Genomic DNA, 17136 nt, shown 5'->3' with positions numbered 1-17136 from the left:
TTTTAGAATAGTCTTCTTCAAATAATTTCGCAGCTACTTTGAGGTTATTCGAAAAGAAATACGTTTTCGCGAGCATCAACCTGACGAGTAAATAATCTGGATTATCTTTATAAAGTCTTTCGAAGGATGATTTGGATTCATTCAAATGTTTTGATTGAAATTGAGCCAAAGCTTGTTTATAGTTATCACGCAACTTATCCGAATTATCAGAACAACTCAAGAACAATGAAAATAGAAAAAAATAAGATAATCGCTTCACTATATAGTTCACAAAAAGAAGAAATTACCGTAGGTTGTTTTTTCCGTCAAATATATTGATTATTGCTAATTGGAAATTCCTTCCGTTTCTTCAATTAAAGCAATTTAGATCGAAAGGAAAGTGAACCGACCTTTATTATTTCTCTCGACAGGGAGCGAATCCAGCTAAGTATCGTTTTGATATTCTCTACAAAGGATTCATTCGATGTTAACCGGAATCAGCTTTAAGATAAAGGAAACGATTTGGAATCAGTTATCCGAAATAAGAGATTTCATTCAAGAAAAAAAGGATATCGAAAGTTGGACAGACTTCCAATTACTTGAGGGCTTAAAAAGGTATGCTTTCGGATTCGGCTTAGCAAGTTTTATAAACATTGTCTTAATTCTAATTGGAATTTATGCAAATGGTTCAGACAAAAACGCGCTCATCGAAAACCTCTACGCTCAAAAGGAAATCGGCGGGCTGCTTTATTTCTTCTCCCATTTCCCCCAAAACATATTCGGATTCATTTTCCTTTGGGGATTCCTTCCGATACTCGTCGCTTCTCTTTGGTATCTCGCATTTATAATATTAAATGGAAAGGAAAAAGAAGCTTCTAAACCCACTCTTACGTTACTATCCTTGAACAGTCTTTTCATTCCATTAACGGGAATTGTCGTCCAAGAAATCTTTAGCTTTTAAAAATACCTTTCGGAGCGGCTGGACTCGTTCCTAAATTGCTCACTCTCTTTTGGGCTCTACTCACGTTCTTGATCTATGCTGGAAGTTTCTCATATTCCATTTTAGGATTTAGAAAGCAATTCGACCAACCGATGGGACGAGCGGTCATCTTATCCCTTTCACCCGCAATTTTTGTCTTTCTAATTTATACATTCTTCTATTAGGACGTAATCTTGAAGTTTGTAAAAAGAATCTGCCCTATCTTTATTGTGATTTTAATTTTAAGCGGATGCAAATCCAAAGAATCCGCTTCCAAACAAGGATTGGAATTAAACGTGCAAGGTAAGGAGTTACTCTCATCAAATCCGGAGAAAGCTTTGTCGAAATTCTTGAAAGCCGAGGAATTAAATCCAGAGACACCGGAATACAAAGCGAACGCTGGAATCGCATACATGGCTTTAAATCGAAATGAAGAGGCTTTGCAGAAGTTCAAAGAAACGATTCAGCTCGATCCTAAATACCTCCAAGCTTATTATAACCAAGGAGTCATTCTAGAAAGCCTTGGAAATCATGAGGATGCAATCAACAGCTATAAGGCAGCTCTCCAAATTGCACCCGACTCTCCTGAAATCGTTTACAATCTTGCACTCGCCCACGAAAAATCGGGTCAGGATAAAGAGGCAGCCGAAAACTATTCTCGTTTCATTGTGATCGCTCCGCAAAACTTACAACCTGCAATCGAAGAAGCCAAATCAAGACTCAACTGATTGCAAGGCGGCAAAGACGAAAAAACTAATGAGAAACGAAAGACCGGGAAGAGAAAGAGGAAGAGATAAAAACTCTCGCGGAAAACAACTTCGATCGTGTTTGGATGGAAAGCGGTAACTTCCGTACCTCCCGAATAGGATCCTATACCCGAAATCCCAAGATATTCAGCACAGGCTAAAGCGAACATTTGGGCAATTTAGCTACGGCGCGAATTGTGAGAACAAACAAAGATCGTCTCCGAATAATCTTGCTCGTTCTTTATTTCTCTTATCGATTTTGAAAATTGAAGTAATATTTCCTTTCTTTCTTTTGGAATTAGGGACTGCTCTGCCTCTCGTTTAGCTAAAAAACTCTCTATAGATTCGAATAGACCGCTCATATTTTTTTTTCCTAAGATAAAACTTATCTCGAAGCTTCTTCGCGATCTCAACGAGGAAAACAAGTACCGGAATCTCGACTAAAGGACCGACGATTCCTACGAAAGCTTGTCCGGAAGCAAGTCCAAAGGTTCCAATTGCAACCGCTATCGCTAGTTCAAAATTATTTCCCGCAGCTGTAAAAGAAACTGCGACGTTTCTTGGATAATCTGCTTTGATTAGGACGCCTAAACCGAAACTGAGGAAAAACATGAAAATAAAATAGATTAGAAGAGGAACGGAAATTTTAACAACATCGAACGGTATATTGAGAAGAGAACCCCCTTTAAGGCTAAAAATGAATATTATTGTTAGTAGCAAAAAGACAAGGGTTATAGGAGAAATTGCAGGAAGCAATTCTTTAGTCGTCCAATCTTCACCTTTAAAACGAATACTAACTGTCCGAATTCCCCATCCTAATAAAAATGGAATGCCTAAGTAGATCAGAACGCTAGATGCAATATCCCAATAGTCGACTTTTATGAATGAATTCGTAAGCCCTAATGTTCCCGGCAGTATGCCTATGAAGAAATAAGCCAGGCTGCCATAAAGAAGAAGCTGAAAGATGCTATTTAAGGCAACAAGCCCCGCAGCAACCTCTCTATCACCGTCTGCAAGATCATTCCAAACCAAAACCATCGCAATGCAACGGGCAATGCCAATAAGAATTAACCCGACTCTATATTCAGGATTCTCCGGAAAGAAAAGAAATGCCAGACCGAACATCAATAGCGGTCCGACAATCCAATTCAAAAGGAGTGAATACAAAATTAAATCCACTCGTCCGAATGCTTTTGGAATTCTCAGAAAATTCACCTTTGCTAAAGGAGGAACCATCATGAAGATAAGCCCGATAGCGATTGGCAAGTTTGTTCCACCGAATTCAGATTTTCGAATCCATTCTACGGAGTTAGGAAACCATGTAGCCAAGGACATTCCTATCGCCATAGCAATGAAAATCCAAAGGGTCAAGAATCGATCAATAAATGATAATCGTTTTTCAGAAGCCATCAATCGCTTTATCGCAATATTACGATAAAAGTCAAATCAATTTATTAGCAAGAATTTTCATTTTCCGGAATTTGAGAAAGTAGCGTATTGAAATGACTGCCGATTTCTTCCCAGGCTTTTTTATCGATACAATAACAAATAGAGGGTCCTTCAATGGTTCCCTGGAGAATTCCGACTTCTTTTAAAGCCTTTAAATGCTGGGAAATCGTAGCCTGAGCGAGTCCAAGTTCATCCACTAAATCACCGCAGACGCAGGCCTTTTTTTTTAAAATGGACTCTAGAATAGCTATGCGAGCCGGGTGCCCCAGTGCCTTTGCATAAGACGCCATTTTATTCTGCCTTTTATTGAACAACTCGGTCTTCGTGATTCCCATTTCGTTTAATTTAAGATGAATGCCGTGATTTATTTCAAGTTTAAATTCACCATCTTCGATATCTTTTCAATCTTGCTTGAGTTTGTTTACGCGTATCGGGATCATCCAATTTAAAAGCATCATTCTTGATTAAATTGAGACACCACTGTTTTTAGAATGAGGATAATTTCGCCTAGTCGCATAAAACCGAACGCCTTTTGGATTCAAAAACAGGTAAATGTAAGCGATGAACAAAAGAAGGAATGCTCTCTGGAGTTTAAAGAACAAACGATAAAATGCATATTAACGGATTCTTTTACGATAAAAGAAGAAATAGAATCTTCAGAGTTATATAGGCTAATTAGGGAACTTCAAAAGAAGCCACCCGCCTTTTATATGCAAAAAGATGATTGTGAAACATTTTCTATCGTCATTTTAATCTGTCTTATTCGGGAAAGCTGGCTAAATATTATAATTTTATTTTACCTAATTCAAGATTCTTAACGTCTTTCTTTTTACTTTTATCCGCTTCTTCGGGATTTTTTATTAAAACGATGTTGGAAGGAAATACGGATCGATTCAGCACAAAGCCATATTCCTTCGCGATTACTTTACCCGGATCTACGGGAGCTAACTGAGCTTCATCAATCCCCCATGACATACGAACAGTACTTTTAAGGCTTTCCCAAAAAGAAGTCGCCTCTTCCAAAACTTGTGGTAACGCGATAACCTTATCTTTTGCATCCGTAAGATAAACTAAGGTCCATGCGACAGTGATCGGTTTGTCCGTAGCATTTTCGAACGCGAGTTTTATTACGAAAAAACTATCTTCCGCTCTCTTCGGTCGGTAAATTGAAAACTTTTCAGCCCTTCTTGTATCCAATAAATAAACCTTATATCCGGGAGTTGTCAAAGCAACTTTTCGATCTTTTATCTGTGGGCCGGAGCACGAGGATAAAGCAAAAAACCCGAATAGTAATAAAAACGAGAATCTAACTAATCTATGCATTTAATTTCCTTTATGCGCAATTTATTAAATATCCATTAATTCATAACCGATTCCGCGACTGACCGGTAGAAGAGGGATCTTTCTCTTTACCGACTTTCTCATTCTAGTCTCGGTACTTTTCCTTTCAAAGACTCGATAGCTGGACTAGCTATATTTTACCGGCTCAAAATTGTGAACCGATAAAATTCGGGAACTCCTCCGAGCAATTAGGAGGAAATTCCTGTATACGTAAGAAACATTACTTCAAGATACCATCTCGGTCCGCTTAGCCTAGTCACGTTTTAGTGGACACTTTCTAAGCTACATTTTCTTCAAACTCAACAGGACTCACATAACCTAAGAAGGAATGTGACCTCTGTCTATTATAATAAACTTCTATATAATCGAAAAGTGTTGTTTCAGCATCTTCTAATTTATAAAAGTAATTATATCTTATCTCTCTTTTTAAGGAACTAAAAAAGGATTCGGATACTGCGTTATCCCAACAATTCCCCTTTCTACTGTTACTCCTTCTGATTTTATTTTCTATTAGAAGTTGTCGCGTTTCCTTCGAACAGTAATTAGATCCTCGATCTGAATGAAAGATTAATCCTTTGGGAGGATTTCGAATTGCATATCCTCTGGAAAGAGCCTTGCATATTAATTGAGAATCATTTTTTGTCCCTATTGACCAACCTACAACCTTCCGAGAGTATAAATCCAAAATCACGCAAAGATAGATCCAACCGAAAGAGGACCGAAGATAAGTAACGTCAGAAACCCATACTTCATTCTTTCTTAAACGTTTAAATTTTCGACCTACTAAATCAGGGGCTATTCGACCAGAGTGCTTGGAATCCGTAGTAAATGCCCTAAAGCTTTTCTCTTGTTTTCCCCTTATTTCGCAAAGTTTCATTACTTTACGAACCGACCGAGCCCCATATGAAGAATAAACCTTCTTTACCTCTTTAAAAAGCCTTAGGAAACCATAATTCTTATCATGCCTTAGCCAGGTCTCATAGATGAATTTTACAAACTCTGGATCATACTTTTCTAACGCATTCTTGCTTCGTTTCATGAATTCATAGAAACCCGATCTCGAGACTCCTAATACTCTTGCCATGCCCTTAATAGAAAACTCGACCGATACGCTTCCATAAACTCTAATCGAGATTTTGTTCCTTCGAAAGCATGGCTGAATACTTTTTTAAAATCGCATTCTCTTCCTTAAGTCGGTAATTCTCTTTGCGAAGTTTCCTTAACTCCTCACTCTCTTTGATTTGTTTATCTGTCGGAGGGTTTTGTTCGTCAGACTTCTTCATATATTCAGCCTTCCATTGTCGCAAAACAAAATAGCTGATTCCTAACGATTCTGCTACTTCTTTTATTGTGAAAGAACCGGTTAATATGCGTTTTATCGCTTGCTCTTTAAACTCCGGAGAGTATTTCCCTTTTTTACTCATCGCTTCTTTATACCTCGATTCGAGCGAAAAAGGTGTCCAGTTTTATGTAACTAGGCTAGCTTCTTCCAATACCGAGTAAGTCATTTGTTTGATCCCTTCGTATATTTCCTTCTTAGGAGATTTAAACGGCATCGCAAATATCAAAAATAACTGAATCCAAGTATTAAAAGTTGCCTTGCGAATATACTGCTTTTTTATCTTATCATTTTTGTCTTTAAACGTATATGTTAACGTAAAATGATCCGGTGCCAAAGCGGGAAGAATCGTAAAAGTCAATCCGCTTATAAAAGCCATTACCTGATATATTTCTCCACCGCCTTCATTCAACGCCTCCACCCGTAACTTCAAATCTGTATTATCTAAACTGGAGCCGACACTCTTAAAATACCCGGAGTCATTCAAACCGTTCCTTAAATTCTCTTGCATACGTTCTATTGCATTCGCATTTACCTGCACCTCTTTTGTGCCGAGAATCGCCTTCTGCGTATACACTACCGATACCGTCTTGTTTCCGGTCTGTGCCGGCCTTCCGTATTCGGAATGATTAAATCCCTCCGGATAACTCGTAAACGTCGCGCAGTTAAACAAAAAAAGAAAACCGCCTACCAAAATCCCGAAAACCTTCATTCAATGTTTCTCCTTCAAGTAATTATATACATTTAACAATAAACTACCGATCACTTCGGTTCGATCTTCGATTGAAGACGGAAAGTAACGACGATTGTCGAACATATTCGAATTTTTCTCATTTGATATCGCCTTCTTGTCGCTAAATATTACTTTCTGTTTTGAATCCTTCGCCTTTAACTCGCACGAATATTTCGAATAATCCGTATGGATCGGACCTCCGAGCCAGATATATAAAGTAACCGTTATAATCGCTAATGGGAAATACGCCGGATGCGGTTCTCGCCGTTCCAAATATTCATCGCAGGTAATTTGTAATACGTGATAATTGCGATCACCCGGGTCCTTTTGACCGATATAATTCACTTTTGTAAAGTATTCGCTTTTTGCTGCGAAGTCCAATACTGATAAGGTAAACTTTTCTTCCTTCTGTAATCTATTTTCCAGATAGACAGGGAGAATTACTTTTTCAATATATACTGTCGATGGAAGAGGAAATGCCTTTGTTTTCGGTTCGCTTAAATTCACTCCGACTGGAATGGAAACGCATCCCGTTACGATTACAATGCCGATTGCTAAAAACAATCTTTCAACTATATGCTTCATACATTCCTTGAGTAGCGGTAAAATACTTAATGTTTTCAGATTATTGAGTAAATCGAATGCTGCTTCGAACCTTTATTGATTCCGAAAATGAATCTGCGAAACGAATTTCTTTTTCACCCACTTTCTTCTATAGCGATCTTCATGCCGACTTTCCTCATCACTTTTACCGGATCGCGTGAGATGCTTCTTTTACGGACCTCTTAAAATCACAGTACCAAAAAAGAATAAATTATGACCCATTAAAGTAACGGTGAACTCGTTCAGGGTAAGTCGATCTCCAGACCCGATAATTACATCCCAACTCGATCCATTGCCGGTTTTGCGCATGAGAATTTAAGCGTCTTACTTTTTGCAAACCTCCCGCTAAAAACTGGAGGTCCTAAGATCGCCAATTCTGAATTTATTACAATACCATGCATTTATAACAGGACCATGTCAGAATTCAATGCAATTAACAAAAAAGCAATTAATATTTATTTTATTATCAAAATGTAGATCGCAAAAAAAATGGATGTAAAAGGCCCCGAAGCTGCAGGAAAAAAACTAACGAAGTCCGTAATAAAAAGAATGAAGTAAGACCGAAAGACTAAATAAACGGAAAGCACAGCCCGCCTCTTTGCGCAAAAAGAAAGAATAACCTGGAAAGAATACGCGGATTAAGAGGCAGCTCAAAGGACTCTCGGAACCGAAACACCCCCAAACGAAAATGACGCAAACACCAAATCGACGCTCGGCAGAACTCCGGTAAAGTCCCGAAAAACCTTATTTACGCTCCAAATCCTTTAGTTCATCCAGTTTTTGAAAAATCAAAGACCGGACATGATTTGCCGCAGCAGGCTGGTTGATTGCATGAACCGCCCAATTATAGCTGATAACCAAGGCCAAAAGTTGATCGGATAACTCGGAAGACTTAGCGGGAGAAAGTTTCGATTTCCGTAATTCGTGTTTGAGAAATAGCTGAAACGACTGAAACAAACGCTTGATTTCGGCGTCGATCGTTTCGGGTAGAGAAGCTCCCTCGATGGAAACCCGACCGAAAAAGCATCCTCCCGGAAAAACCTTGCGATCGACGTAACTCAGCCAATTTTCACAAAAGGCGATTACTCTCTTATAACCCGAATCGATCTTTGCGATAGGCTCTAGGACCTCCCGAGTGAAAATCTCGGCGGCAAAATGAATCGTACTCATTTGCAAGTCTACCTTCGAACCGAAAGAACCGTGAAGGCCTGCTTTACTCATTCCGGCAGCAGCAGCCAACTTACCGATCGTGAGATCATTCAGCCCATGCTGAGAGGCATAGTCGGCGGCTAGTTGAAGGATTTCGAGTTGGGTCTCATTTTTTTCCATAATTCGCTGAAATTTCGAAAGGAATGCTAAATAACATCACTGGATTCATTGCCCGAAGGCGAAATAAAAAATTCCGGGACGGTTATTATTTTACTTTACGAACGTTCGTACGGAAATTAGACTTCGCGTATGGAACCAAAATTTCTACTTATTTTCGCAACCATTGTCGGCGCAATCATGGCCACCCTAGTAATTCGGGACAGAATCATGGCTCAATCCGGAGCAAACCGGACCAAACTTCTCCAGTCGCTATTGATGATTCATGGATATAGATTTGTGGGTTTAAGCATGTTTATCCCGGGAATTACCTCCCCGAATATGCCTACCGACTTTTCGATACCCGCGGCTTTGGGAGATTATATTGCCGCAATTCTGGCAATTTCGTCTTATCTACTTTTAGGAAGAAAATCGAAAGCTGCGATGCCGCTAGTATGGATTTTTAATATTTGGGGATTTGTGGACCTCTTGTACGCAAGCTACCAAGCATTAATACTTCATATTTCACCTCTAATGGGTTTTATGTTTTATATTTTTACCGGATATGCGCCTTTATTAGTCGTATCTCATATCGTTATCTTTAAGATCCTTTTCACTTCTCGAAAAAAATCTACGACGGAGAATGCTTAACTTGATCGACTGGCAAACTCATTACCGGAGCTTAGAGCAAATGTACAGCCAGGCCCCGATAAATCGTTTTTTTCAACCGCGACTTTCCATTTCAAAGGGATTCGCGGAGTTAACGATGGAAGTCCGTGAAGATTTTCATCATGCAGCCGGGGCGGCACATGGCTCGGTTTATTTTAAGGCCGTGGATGATTCCGCTTTTTTTGCGGCGAATTCTTTAGTGCCGGATTGTTTCGTTCTAACTTCGAGCATTACCCTTTTCTTTTTAAGACCGATTCAATCCGGAACGCTTATTGCGAAAGGGACCGTGGTTCAGAATTCTAAAAATCTAATCATCGCCGAAAGCAATCTCTTCGACGAACGAGGTAGGGAAATAGGCAGAGGAATCGGAAGTTTTGCCAAAAGTCAGATTTTGCTTACACCGGAAATCGGTTATCGGATGCCGATCGACGAACGGAAAGAACAGTAAGTAAAAATGGAATAAATTGGTTCGTTAAAATTTTCCGATATTCGCCGGATGCCTTCCGACTTTCTTTTTGGTAATGGAAGGCTTTCTTATTCTAAATAAGAATCTGAAGAAAGTTTCTTCTTTTAGTTTAGATCGAAACAAGACGAATAATATGACCGAGAATTCTGCAAAAAAAAGATCGTTCGCAGGAAAAAGAAAAATCGATTACTTTAGAATCGTAAATCACTGAACTCTGAATTTTCTCTTTCTGGTTTCTTTCATTCGACCCGAATATTCCCTTCGCCAGATTGAGGTTTGCTTCTTCAAAGATCAGATCAATTCCTTTAACGAACCTTCTATCAAACAATCAATATTCCTGTTCCGCATTTAGCGAACCGAAATCTCCTCAATCTCTACGGGGACATCTCTCTTACCTACCTTTCTTCGATTCGGAATCTCTTAAATCGAAGCATAAGTGCACCGTTGTTGAGCAGGGAAAACCTTAAAGAAATGCAGACTCTTTCCTCGATCATCCACTAACTGCGTATAGCCCACCACTTGACGTGTGAAAACGACTTCGCGTAACGAAAACTGACTTTCTGCAGATCTTTATTGGCAACGATTCGGTTACCATTTCCATGTATAATTGAAATATTACCTTGACAGACATAGTAATATGTGCGACAGTGGAGATAGGAAGGTGGCCATTTGAGCGAGAATAAAATCACATCCGACTTGCTGCGAGGCCATACCGATACGATGATTTTACGGCTCTTATCCGAAGCTGACCGCTACGGTTATGAGCTTGTTAAGCTGATTGCCGAGCGTTCTCGCGGCGAGTATGAATTAAAGGAAGCAACTATGTATTCTAGCGTACGGCGACTTGAGGCGGAAGGCGATATCGAATGGTATTGGGGCGATGAATCACAGGGTGGACGGCGTAAGTATTTTAGGATCACCAAAAAAGGTAAGGCTACTTACGCCCATAACAAAAGCAATTGGGAGTATGCAAAGCGCGTACTGGATAATTTATTATAGAGGAGTTTGATCTTATGAATGAGAGATTAACGAATTATTTAAATGGAGTTTTTGCGCCTTACGATGAAGTAAAAAGCGTCGTTGAACTAAAGGCCGATCTGCTTTCAGATTTGCAGGAACGGTTCCGTGAACTCAAAGCCGAGGGCAAGGACGATGAAACGGCCTTTGAGATGACCATTGATAGCATAGGCGACATTGAGCAGACTGTGCAAGAGGTAGCGAACCTTTCCCGCTCTCTGGAACGACAGGTGGTGATGAATTTCAGTGCGAGCAACCTGTCTAAGAGCGATTTCGCAGGCGTTAAAGCGCATAAAGGAAAATTTGAAGCTAGCATGTTGCGTGGATCCGACTTTGCAGACGCAGACTTGAGTAGCAGCTCTTTCAAGGCGAGCGATTTGCGTGAAGCCAGCTTTGACCGAACGAATTTGACGGATTGCAATTTCACCGTCGATGACCTAACGGACGCAAACTTCAACAAAAGCATTCTGGTGCGTACCGAATTCAACACGTCGGCGCTGACCCGGGCAAAATTCACCGATGTAAGGCTTATCGACGTCAAGCTGATCTTGACCGATCTCAGAAAAACGATCTTTGAAAACTGTACCTTTAGTGGTGTGGACTTTAAATACGCCGATTTGCGCGGACTATGCCTGGACGGAATGACCTTTGTAGGCGTGAAGTTCGATAAGGCATCTTTAAACGACGTCTCGTTCAAGGGAGCAACACTTAAAAATGTTTCCTTCCAGCCGGCGTTTGCTCTTACAAATAAAAACTACCGTGCCATCAAAACCATCCGTTTTGACGGCGCAACAATGGATAAGCTGACCTATGCTGCACTCAAAGGGTTGGGGGCAGACTTGTCAAAGGTTACAGTTATATAAACGGGATATGAACATGCCGGACAATTCAAATAAAAAGGTGTATAAGTTCCTACAAGAAGCTTCATTATCCTAAAAGGCATAGATTTTCGAGGCGGGAAACGGCGGTATTTTTGCTCTGTTCGGCTCTAACGTGGCGGACAAAGACAATAATTGCAAAAATTCTCACTGCACTCCCGAAATACCACAAAGCAAAGGGCGGCAACTAGCTCCACCTGCTACGCAGGCGCCCTCAGCTTTGACTAAGCTGAAAGCGATTGTACCGACTCAGGTGTGCGGAAGCCATTACTGAATAATTATTTGCGCACTTCTTTACGAAGTTCTTCCTTAACTTTATCTCTTGTAGAGCCCGATCGATTTTCCAAACGGATCATATAATGGATTTGGTATTTAGTAACGACCGGTTTTTCCTCGGAATGTTCCATCGCCCAGCGAGTCACGTCGTTCTGAATCACTTTTGCCAAATCGTTGATGCGCGGAACGCGCGTATTGAAACGAATCGTTTCCACGGCTCCGGTATTACCGTTCAGAATTACTAATATAATGCCGTCGTCCGTAAAATTGATTTTATTATACTTTAAGAGTTCCTCGCTGATTAAGGCGTCACCGCCCCGATCTATTTTGCGATGAATAAATTTAGTCCCGCGGATTTGTCGGACTTTATACGCATCGCTGGTAATATAGACTCGAAAATACTCGGTTGAATCTTTGGAAATGCTTTGAAAGAAAGGCGGATCGATAGTCGTTATTTTAACTTCGTTTCCCTCCTCGTCCAATATGGATTCGTTTTCTCCCGCCGGATTCGGGACAACCTCGCCCTTCGGCTCCGTAGCGATCTGTTTTTGTGAACTGGCGCAATTTAAAACCGCCGATATGACCGTTAGCGCAATCGCGGCAAACAACGTCGATACGCTTCGTCTATAAAATTCTCTCATTGAATGTCCTACACTTTCTTTCTGTAATAAAATAATGAAGATAAATCCCGATCATAAGTAACCGAGGAACAACGTCGCTAATCCGAGGAAGCAGAAAAACCCGAAGATGTCGGTCGTAGTGGTGACGAAGATGGAAGACGCGATCGCCGGATCGATACCCAATACTCGGAGAAGCATCGGGATGGAAGCGCCTAACACTGCAGCGACGATCAAATTGGCAAGCATAGCAAAGAAGATAACAAGAGCGAGCGCCGTTTTTCCTAAATAAAAATAGACTGCGAGTCCGGAAATAGCTCCGATGGTGAGACCGTTAATCACACCGATGATGCATTCCTTACGAAATCCTATTCCCCAATTGCTCGGGCTCAGATCGCCCGTCGCGATATTTCGAACCACTACGGTTATCGCCTGAGTTCCTGCGTTTCCGCCCATTCCCGCAACGATCGGCATTAGGGCGGCGAGTAGAACGAATGATTGAATCGTCTCTTCGAAAAGTGAAACCGTAGACGCTGCCAATACCGCGTTCCCTAAATTGATAACGAGCCAAATTAATCTGCGTCGAATCGAGTCCCAAATGGAGGTATTCAGGCGTTCTTCCTCCGAAACTCCTCCCATTCGCAGAATATCCTCGGAAGCTTCGTCCTGGACGATATCCAGAATATCGTCGACCGTGATTCTTCCGATAATCCGATCCAAATCATCTACGACTGCCGCGGAAACTAAGTCGTATTTACGGAAGATTTTTGCCACTTCTTCCTGGTCGGTATCATAGTGAATGGAGAATACTTCTTCCTGAACAAGTCGGCCGACTTTTTGATTCAGCGGAGCGAGAAACAAATCTTTGAGTTTGATGAATCCCTTTAAATGATTCTCTTCATCGGTAACGTACAATAAATAGATATCGTCGGTTTCTTTGGCGATTCGTCTCAATTTTATGATGGCTTTACGAACGGTATCCGTTTCGAACGCCGAGGCGAATTCCGTCGTCATTAAACGACCTGCGGTGTATTCCCTAAAATTAAGCTGTTTCCTGATTTGAGAAGAATCCTCTCGATCGATCGAGTTCAGGATCTCCTCCGCTTTGTCTTTTGAAATTTCGGAGATTAAATTAGTGAATTCGTCGGTCTCCAGATTTTCAACGATCGGAGAGATCTCATGGACATTTAATCTTGAAATCAGGTCCGCCTGAAGGTCCTCGTCGAATTCGACTAAAATCAGGGACTGCTTTTCGGAATCACAAAGGCGGAATACGTAAAATGCTTCTTCTTCGTCTAATTTTTCTAGAACCTCCGCAATATCTGCGGGGTGATTCGCTTCGATAAAAGCACGAAGATAATCCGTGTCCTTTACTTCGATTCTTTTGGAGAAGGATTCAAGCCAATCGGCGGATTTCGCATTTGCCTTGGCCGAGACAGTTTCCTTTGCAGTACGCTTAACTTCCATTTTGGCTGAACCTCCCCTTTTCCGACAGAATCCGACAAGTTTTTCTCTGTTCAATGACTTTCCGTTTTTCAGCCGAGAGTTTTTCATTTGACTGGGTGCTTGACCGCTTAGAATGGAACATAGGTCCATTAATCACTATGAAATCATTCTGCTCAAAGCTATTAATTACCGGAATCTTAGGTCTATCCCTGCTTCCTATCCAAGCGGATGTGGTTTATTTTCCTTGGGAGTACAACAAACTCTATAACGAGAAAGTGACTTTAGAGCTCGAATTGGATTCTCTCAAGACCCGTTACCGAAACGAATCCGAAAACTCCAAAAAAGAGAAAATCTCCCTCGAGGGCCGCATACAAAGTCTTGAGAACCAATTGTCTAGCGAAAAGTCGTTTCGCGAAAAGGACCAGAGTCAATACGCGGATCAGATCAAAAATCTTGAAAATCAGATCGCGCTATTAAAAAACAAGAGCAGCAATAAAGAAAAAGAGCTCCTGGACGAGAATGCGAAGCAATCCAAAAAATACCAGGATTTGATCGGTGAATTGAAAGCCGCTCTCGAACAGGAAAAGCTGGGTTGTATTAAAAAAACCGAAGATTTAAAGAAAGATTACGAAACCAAGATCGCTACCCTCGAAGGAAGAATCGCCACTCTCACGGATGAAATCGGTCGCCTCAAAGATTTTTCCGAAAATCAGAAGAAGGAAAACGAACGACTGGCAAAACAGGCCGACGAATTGGAAGAAAAACTTAAAGGGGAAATTTCGAAAGGCCAAATTCGGGTAAAACGTTTCCAGGGCCGATTAATCATCAACGTAGACGACCAAATCTCGTTCGACTCAGGATCGGCTGATCTAAAAAAACAGATTCTGCCTGCCCTGGACAAAGTGAAGGATATTCTAGTGAATTACCCCGGAAATATTATTACGGTGGAAGGTCATACCGACAACGTTCCGATACGGACCAAAAAATTTCAGGATAATTGGCAGCTTTCCACGGAGAGAGCGCTTTCGGTTCTTCGCTTTCTTCTGGAAGCTAAAAATCTGGATCCCCGAAATTTTTCCGCCGCAGGCTACGGGGAATATGCGCCGTTGGTTTCAAATGACACGCCCGAGAATAAGGCCATAAATCGTCGCGTTGATATCGTCGTTATTCCCCGCAAATAAAGTTTGTCGGCTAGAATGATCAAATCCGCAAACTCGAAACGAATTCGGGATCGTACTGCAACTCCGGTCGATCCTTTTTTAAACCAAACGATTCTTCGGCCTAGAAGAAAAGGTACCGTCGGCTCCCTACTGATAGCCCTGCTGCTTTCTCTGGGAATTTTCGCTTGGGAAATTTGGGGTTCGGCACAAAGTCATAGTCTGGCTCTACTCGCGGATGCAGGGCATGTCATTTCCGATTCGTTCGCATTTTTACTAAGTCTTACTGCAGTCCTGATTGCCGATCGAAAACCGAATCATAGAATGAACTTCGGATACTTTCGGGTGGAAGTACTGACCGCGTTCTTAAATTCGCTCCTGATATTCGGAATTTCCGCCTACATATTAATCGAGGCTTGGGAGAGAATCAAATCCGGGCATAAAGTGGTGCCGGACTTAATGCTCGCATTCAGTTTGGGCACGGTCGTCTTGAACTTAATCTCCGTCTGGATCTTAAGACGCATAGTGGGCGACAATATCAATCTTCGCTCCGCATATCTACACGTCCTTAGCGATCTATTGGCCACAGTGGCTGTGGTAATCGGAGCGATTCTAATTCGGTACACCCATTGGAATTGGATCGATCCGTTAATCAGCGTACTGTTATCTTTCTTGATTCTTAAATCCGCAGGATCTATTCTAAAGGAAAGTCTATCGATTTTGTTGGAAGCTTCTCCCAATCCGGACGAATGGGATCATCTGCAAAAAGATATTCTAGATCTGAAAGGAGTCGAAACCATCCTTTCCTCCCATAGTTGGAGCCTCACCAAAGGAATTCATGCATGCGCATTCCGCTTACGAATCAAAGCAGGATCGGATACCAAAAAGATTTTGACGGATGCCTACTCTTTGCTCCGGGAAGAATGGAAATTCGAACAGATATATCTGCAATTGGAAGATTTAAAAACGACGAAACAGCTAGATGGAATTTTGGCCAAAACTCTTCACGAAATGGAACCGGAAGATTGGGGACACGTTCATCATAATCACGATCATCCTGACGAGCACCATTCGCACTAGCGAACCCCGAACTTCCTCCATTCTCTCGATTGCCTAATTCTATTCTTTAAATAGACCGGACTTCTTGCAGGATGAAAGGAGAAAAATAATTCGAAATCCGGATACTCCTTTTTTCGATCAAAGAAAGGCAGAGAATCCAGAAGTTTTCCCGATACGTCCAAAACCGTTTCATAACCGTAAGGGTGGTCTTCTTCGATCTTATAAGCGGGGTTCCTATCTTTTTTCTCGGACAGCTCCAAGCATTTTGAAAATAGCAATCCGCTCAGATCCCAAAGCTGACCAAGTGTAGAGGACCATTCCCGGCATTCCGGACGCCCTCCTAAATCGCTTACGATTTTACGAATCGCTCCGCAAAACAGCACTGCCGCGGAAAGCATTTCCGAAAGATGCACGTCCGGACCGAATTTAGAATAGTCCGGAAGAAATAAATGATGCTTAGGAACGCGAAGGTTCGCGGCTTTAATTTTACAATGAGTCGCTTCCGGAGCGAATTCCAAATGGAATTCCTCCAGTTCTAGACCTTCGCTATTTCTAGGAACGTAAAAGACTCCGTACGGAATCTCTTCGCCTTTAGCAACTACTAGAAAACCCTCGGCATCGGCTCCGTTTGTCACGAATCCCTTCGAGAAGGTCAGCTCGAACGAACCGTCCGGTAAACGCTTCGCTATCGATTTCAAATTGGAAATCTTCCCCATCCAGCCCGGCTCGCTGACTCCTAAACCCAAAATTCCTAAACCCTGGGACAATCGGTTTAGGATCGTTCTCGCTAATTCCCTAGTACCTTCCTCCGCTTCCAAACCCGGTTCCACACCGGATAATAAACGAAGAATTCTTCCGGCCACATTTGTCTGAGCCATAATTCCCACGCCGACACCGATTCCGTGCGGAAGAGAAGGAAGAAGAATTAACTTTTCATGAAACTCCTTAAACCCTCCTTTCGAGAGTGCGGTAAATAAACCCGCCTTGAAAATTTCAGGCAGCGATAGTTTGTATACGGAACGAAATTCTGTTTTAGGAAACGAAAATAGCTTCTCGGAGAGTTCTTGCATAGAGGGT

At 41.6% G+C, this 17136-nt stretch carries 18 protein-coding genes and 1 pseudogene; 8 read left to right on the top strand and 11 right to left on the bottom strand.

From position 1 onward, the window contains the following. Window positions 1-193: tetratricopeptide repeat protein (locus LEP1GSC058_RS20445; RefSeq protein ID WP_016548485.1), on the bottom strand; the 193-nt coding region annotated here is incomplete at its 3' end. A gap of 270 nt (window positions 194-463) precedes the next feature. Between LEP1GSC058_RS20445 and LEP1GSC058_RS06240 the strand changes: the two genes are divergently transcribed. Both LEP1GSC058_RS06240 and LEP1GSC058_RS06235 read left to right on the top strand, forming a co-directional pair. Then, window positions 464-940 (top strand): hypothetical protein, encoded by a 477-nt coding sequence (locus LEP1GSC058_RS06240; protein WP_016548390.1) that lies wholly within the window; start codon window positions 464-466, stop codon window positions 938-940. Between the two features lie 248 nt (window positions 941-1188). Next, on the top strand, window positions 1189-1686 hold the full coding sequence (locus LEP1GSC058_RS06235) for a tetratricopeptide repeat protein (RefSeq protein ID WP_232224628.1): 498 nt from the start codon (window positions 1189-1191) through the stop codon (window positions 1684-1686). A gap of 339 nt (window positions 1687-2025) precedes the next feature. Here the strand turns inward: LEP1GSC058_RS06235 and arsB are convergent, their stop codons facing one another. The 7 genes and pseudogenes from arsB to LEP1GSC058_RS06185 form a co-directional block, all read right to left on the bottom strand. Next, window positions 2026-3114, bottom strand: a complete 1089-nt coding sequence (gene arsB / locus LEP1GSC058_RS06225; RefSeq protein WP_016548722.1) for an ACR3 family arsenite efflux transporter — start codon at window positions 3112-3114, stop codon at window positions 2026-2028. 44 nt (window positions 3115-3158) lie between these two features. Beyond that, the gene (locus LEP1GSC058_RS06220) at window positions 3159-3443 is read right to left on the bottom strand and encodes an ArsR/SmtB family transcription factor (protein ID WP_016548385.1); all 285 of its coding nucleotides are present in this window, start codon (window positions 3441-3443) and stop codon (window positions 3159-3161) included. A gap of 493 nt (window positions 3444-3936) precedes the next feature. After that, on the bottom strand, window positions 3937-4476 hold the full coding sequence (locus LEP1GSC058_RS06210) for a hypothetical protein (RefSeq protein WP_016548371.1): 540 nt from the start codon (window positions 4474-4476) through the stop codon (window positions 3937-3939). A 295-nt stretch (window positions 4477-4771) separates the two neighbouring features. Next, window positions 4772-5918 (bottom strand): annotated as a pseudogene (locus tag LEP1GSC058_RS06205) (IS3 family transposase). A 42-nt stretch (window positions 5919-5960) separates the two neighbouring features. Next, window positions 5961-6545: a hypothetical protein gene (locus LEP1GSC058_RS06195; protein WP_016548472.1), complete on the bottom strand. Its 585-nt coding sequence runs from the start codon at window positions 6543-6545 to the stop codon at window positions 5961-5963. Then, window positions 6546-7151, bottom strand: a complete 606-nt coding sequence (locus tag LEP1GSC058_RS06190) for a hypothetical protein (RefSeq protein WP_016548667.1) — start codon at window positions 7149-7151, stop codon at window positions 6546-6548. Between the two features lie 762 nt (window positions 7152-7913). Further along, window positions 7914-8498, bottom strand: coding sequence for a TetR/AcrR family transcriptional regulator (locus LEP1GSC058_RS06185; RefSeq protein WP_016548715.1), 585 nt, complete (start codon window positions 8496-8498; stop codon window positions 7914-7916). A gap of 129 nt (window positions 8499-8627) precedes the next feature. Here LEP1GSC058_RS06185 and LEP1GSC058_RS06180 point away from each other — a divergent pair, with 129 nt between their 5' ends. The 4 genes from LEP1GSC058_RS06180 to LEP1GSC058_RS06160 all read left to right on the top strand — a co-directional run bounded on the left by LEP1GSC058_RS06180 (window position 8628) and on the right by LEP1GSC058_RS06160 (window position 11489). Beyond that, window positions 8628-9125, top strand: a complete 498-nt coding sequence (locus tag LEP1GSC058_RS06180) for a hypothetical protein (RefSeq protein WP_016548468.1) — start codon at window positions 8628-8630, stop codon at window positions 9123-9125. Then, window positions 9118-9591: a PaaI family thioesterase gene (locus tag LEP1GSC058_RS06175; RefSeq protein WP_039948060.1), complete on the top strand. Its 474-nt coding sequence runs from the start codon at window positions 9118-9120 to the stop codon at window positions 9589-9591. The genes LEP1GSC058_RS06180 and LEP1GSC058_RS06175 overlap by 8 nt, the downstream gene beginning before the upstream one ends. A gap of 687 nt (window positions 9592-10278) precedes the next feature. Further along, complete coding sequence (locus LEP1GSC058_RS06165; RefSeq protein ID WP_016548446.1) at window positions 10279-10608, top strand: PadR family transcriptional regulator; 330 nt, start codon at window positions 10279-10281, stop codon at window positions 10606-10608. A 14-nt stretch (window positions 10609-10622) separates the two neighbouring features. Further along, on the top strand, window positions 10623-11489 hold the full coding sequence (locus LEP1GSC058_RS06160) for a pentapeptide repeat-containing protein (RefSeq protein WP_016548538.1): 867 nt from the start codon (window positions 10623-10625) through the stop codon (window positions 11487-11489). Between the two features lie 293 nt (window positions 11490-11782). On the opposite strand, the gene LEP1GSC058_RS06155 is transcribed toward LEP1GSC058_RS06160, so the two are convergent. Next, the gene (locus LEP1GSC058_RS06155) at window positions 11783-12421 is read right to left on the bottom strand and encodes an LA_2219 family laminin/E-cadherin/plasminogen-binding protein (RefSeq protein ID WP_016548625.1); all 639 of its coding nucleotides are present in this window, start codon (window positions 12419-12421) and stop codon (window positions 11783-11785) included. A 51-nt stretch (window positions 12422-12472) separates the two neighbouring features. After that, a complete protein-coding gene (gene mgtE / locus LEP1GSC058_RS06150; RefSeq protein WP_016548732.1) occupies window positions 12473-13864 on the bottom strand; it encodes a magnesium transporter in 1392 nt (463 codons plus the stop codon). Window positions 13865-14001: 137 nt separating this feature from the next. Here mgtE and LEP1GSC058_RS06145 point away from each other — a divergent pair, with 137 nt between their 5' ends. Together LEP1GSC058_RS06145 and LEP1GSC058_RS06140 are read left to right on the top strand one after the other, a co-directional pair. Next, on the top strand, window positions 14002-15024 hold the full coding sequence (locus LEP1GSC058_RS06145) for an OmpA family protein (protein WP_016548369.1): 1023 nt from the start codon (window positions 14002-14004) through the stop codon (window positions 15022-15024). A 15-nt stretch (window positions 15025-15039) separates the two neighbouring features. Then, a complete protein-coding gene (locus tag LEP1GSC058_RS06140) occupies window positions 15040-16080 on the top strand; it encodes a cation diffusion facilitator family transporter (RefSeq protein WP_039948059.1) in 1041 nt (346 codons plus the stop codon). Here the strand turns inward: LEP1GSC058_RS06140 and LEP1GSC058_RS06135 are convergent. Beyond that, window positions 16077-17129 (bottom strand): acyl-CoA dehydrogenase family protein, encoded by a 1053-nt coding sequence (locus tag LEP1GSC058_RS06135; protein ID WP_016548502.1) that lies wholly within the window; start codon window positions 17127-17129, stop codon window positions 16077-16079. The genes LEP1GSC058_RS06140 and LEP1GSC058_RS06135 overlap by 4 nt on opposite strands. Window positions 17130-17136 lie beyond the last annotated feature (7 nt).

The organism is Leptospira fainei serovar Hurstbridge str. BUT 6 (genome assembly GCF_000306235.2).
In the GTDB taxonomy this organism is placed as follows: Bacteria; Spirochaetota; Leptospiria; order Leptospirales; family Leptospiraceae; genus Leptospira_B; species Leptospira_B fainei.
This window is presented reverse-complemented; position numbering and strand designations above follow the sequence as displayed.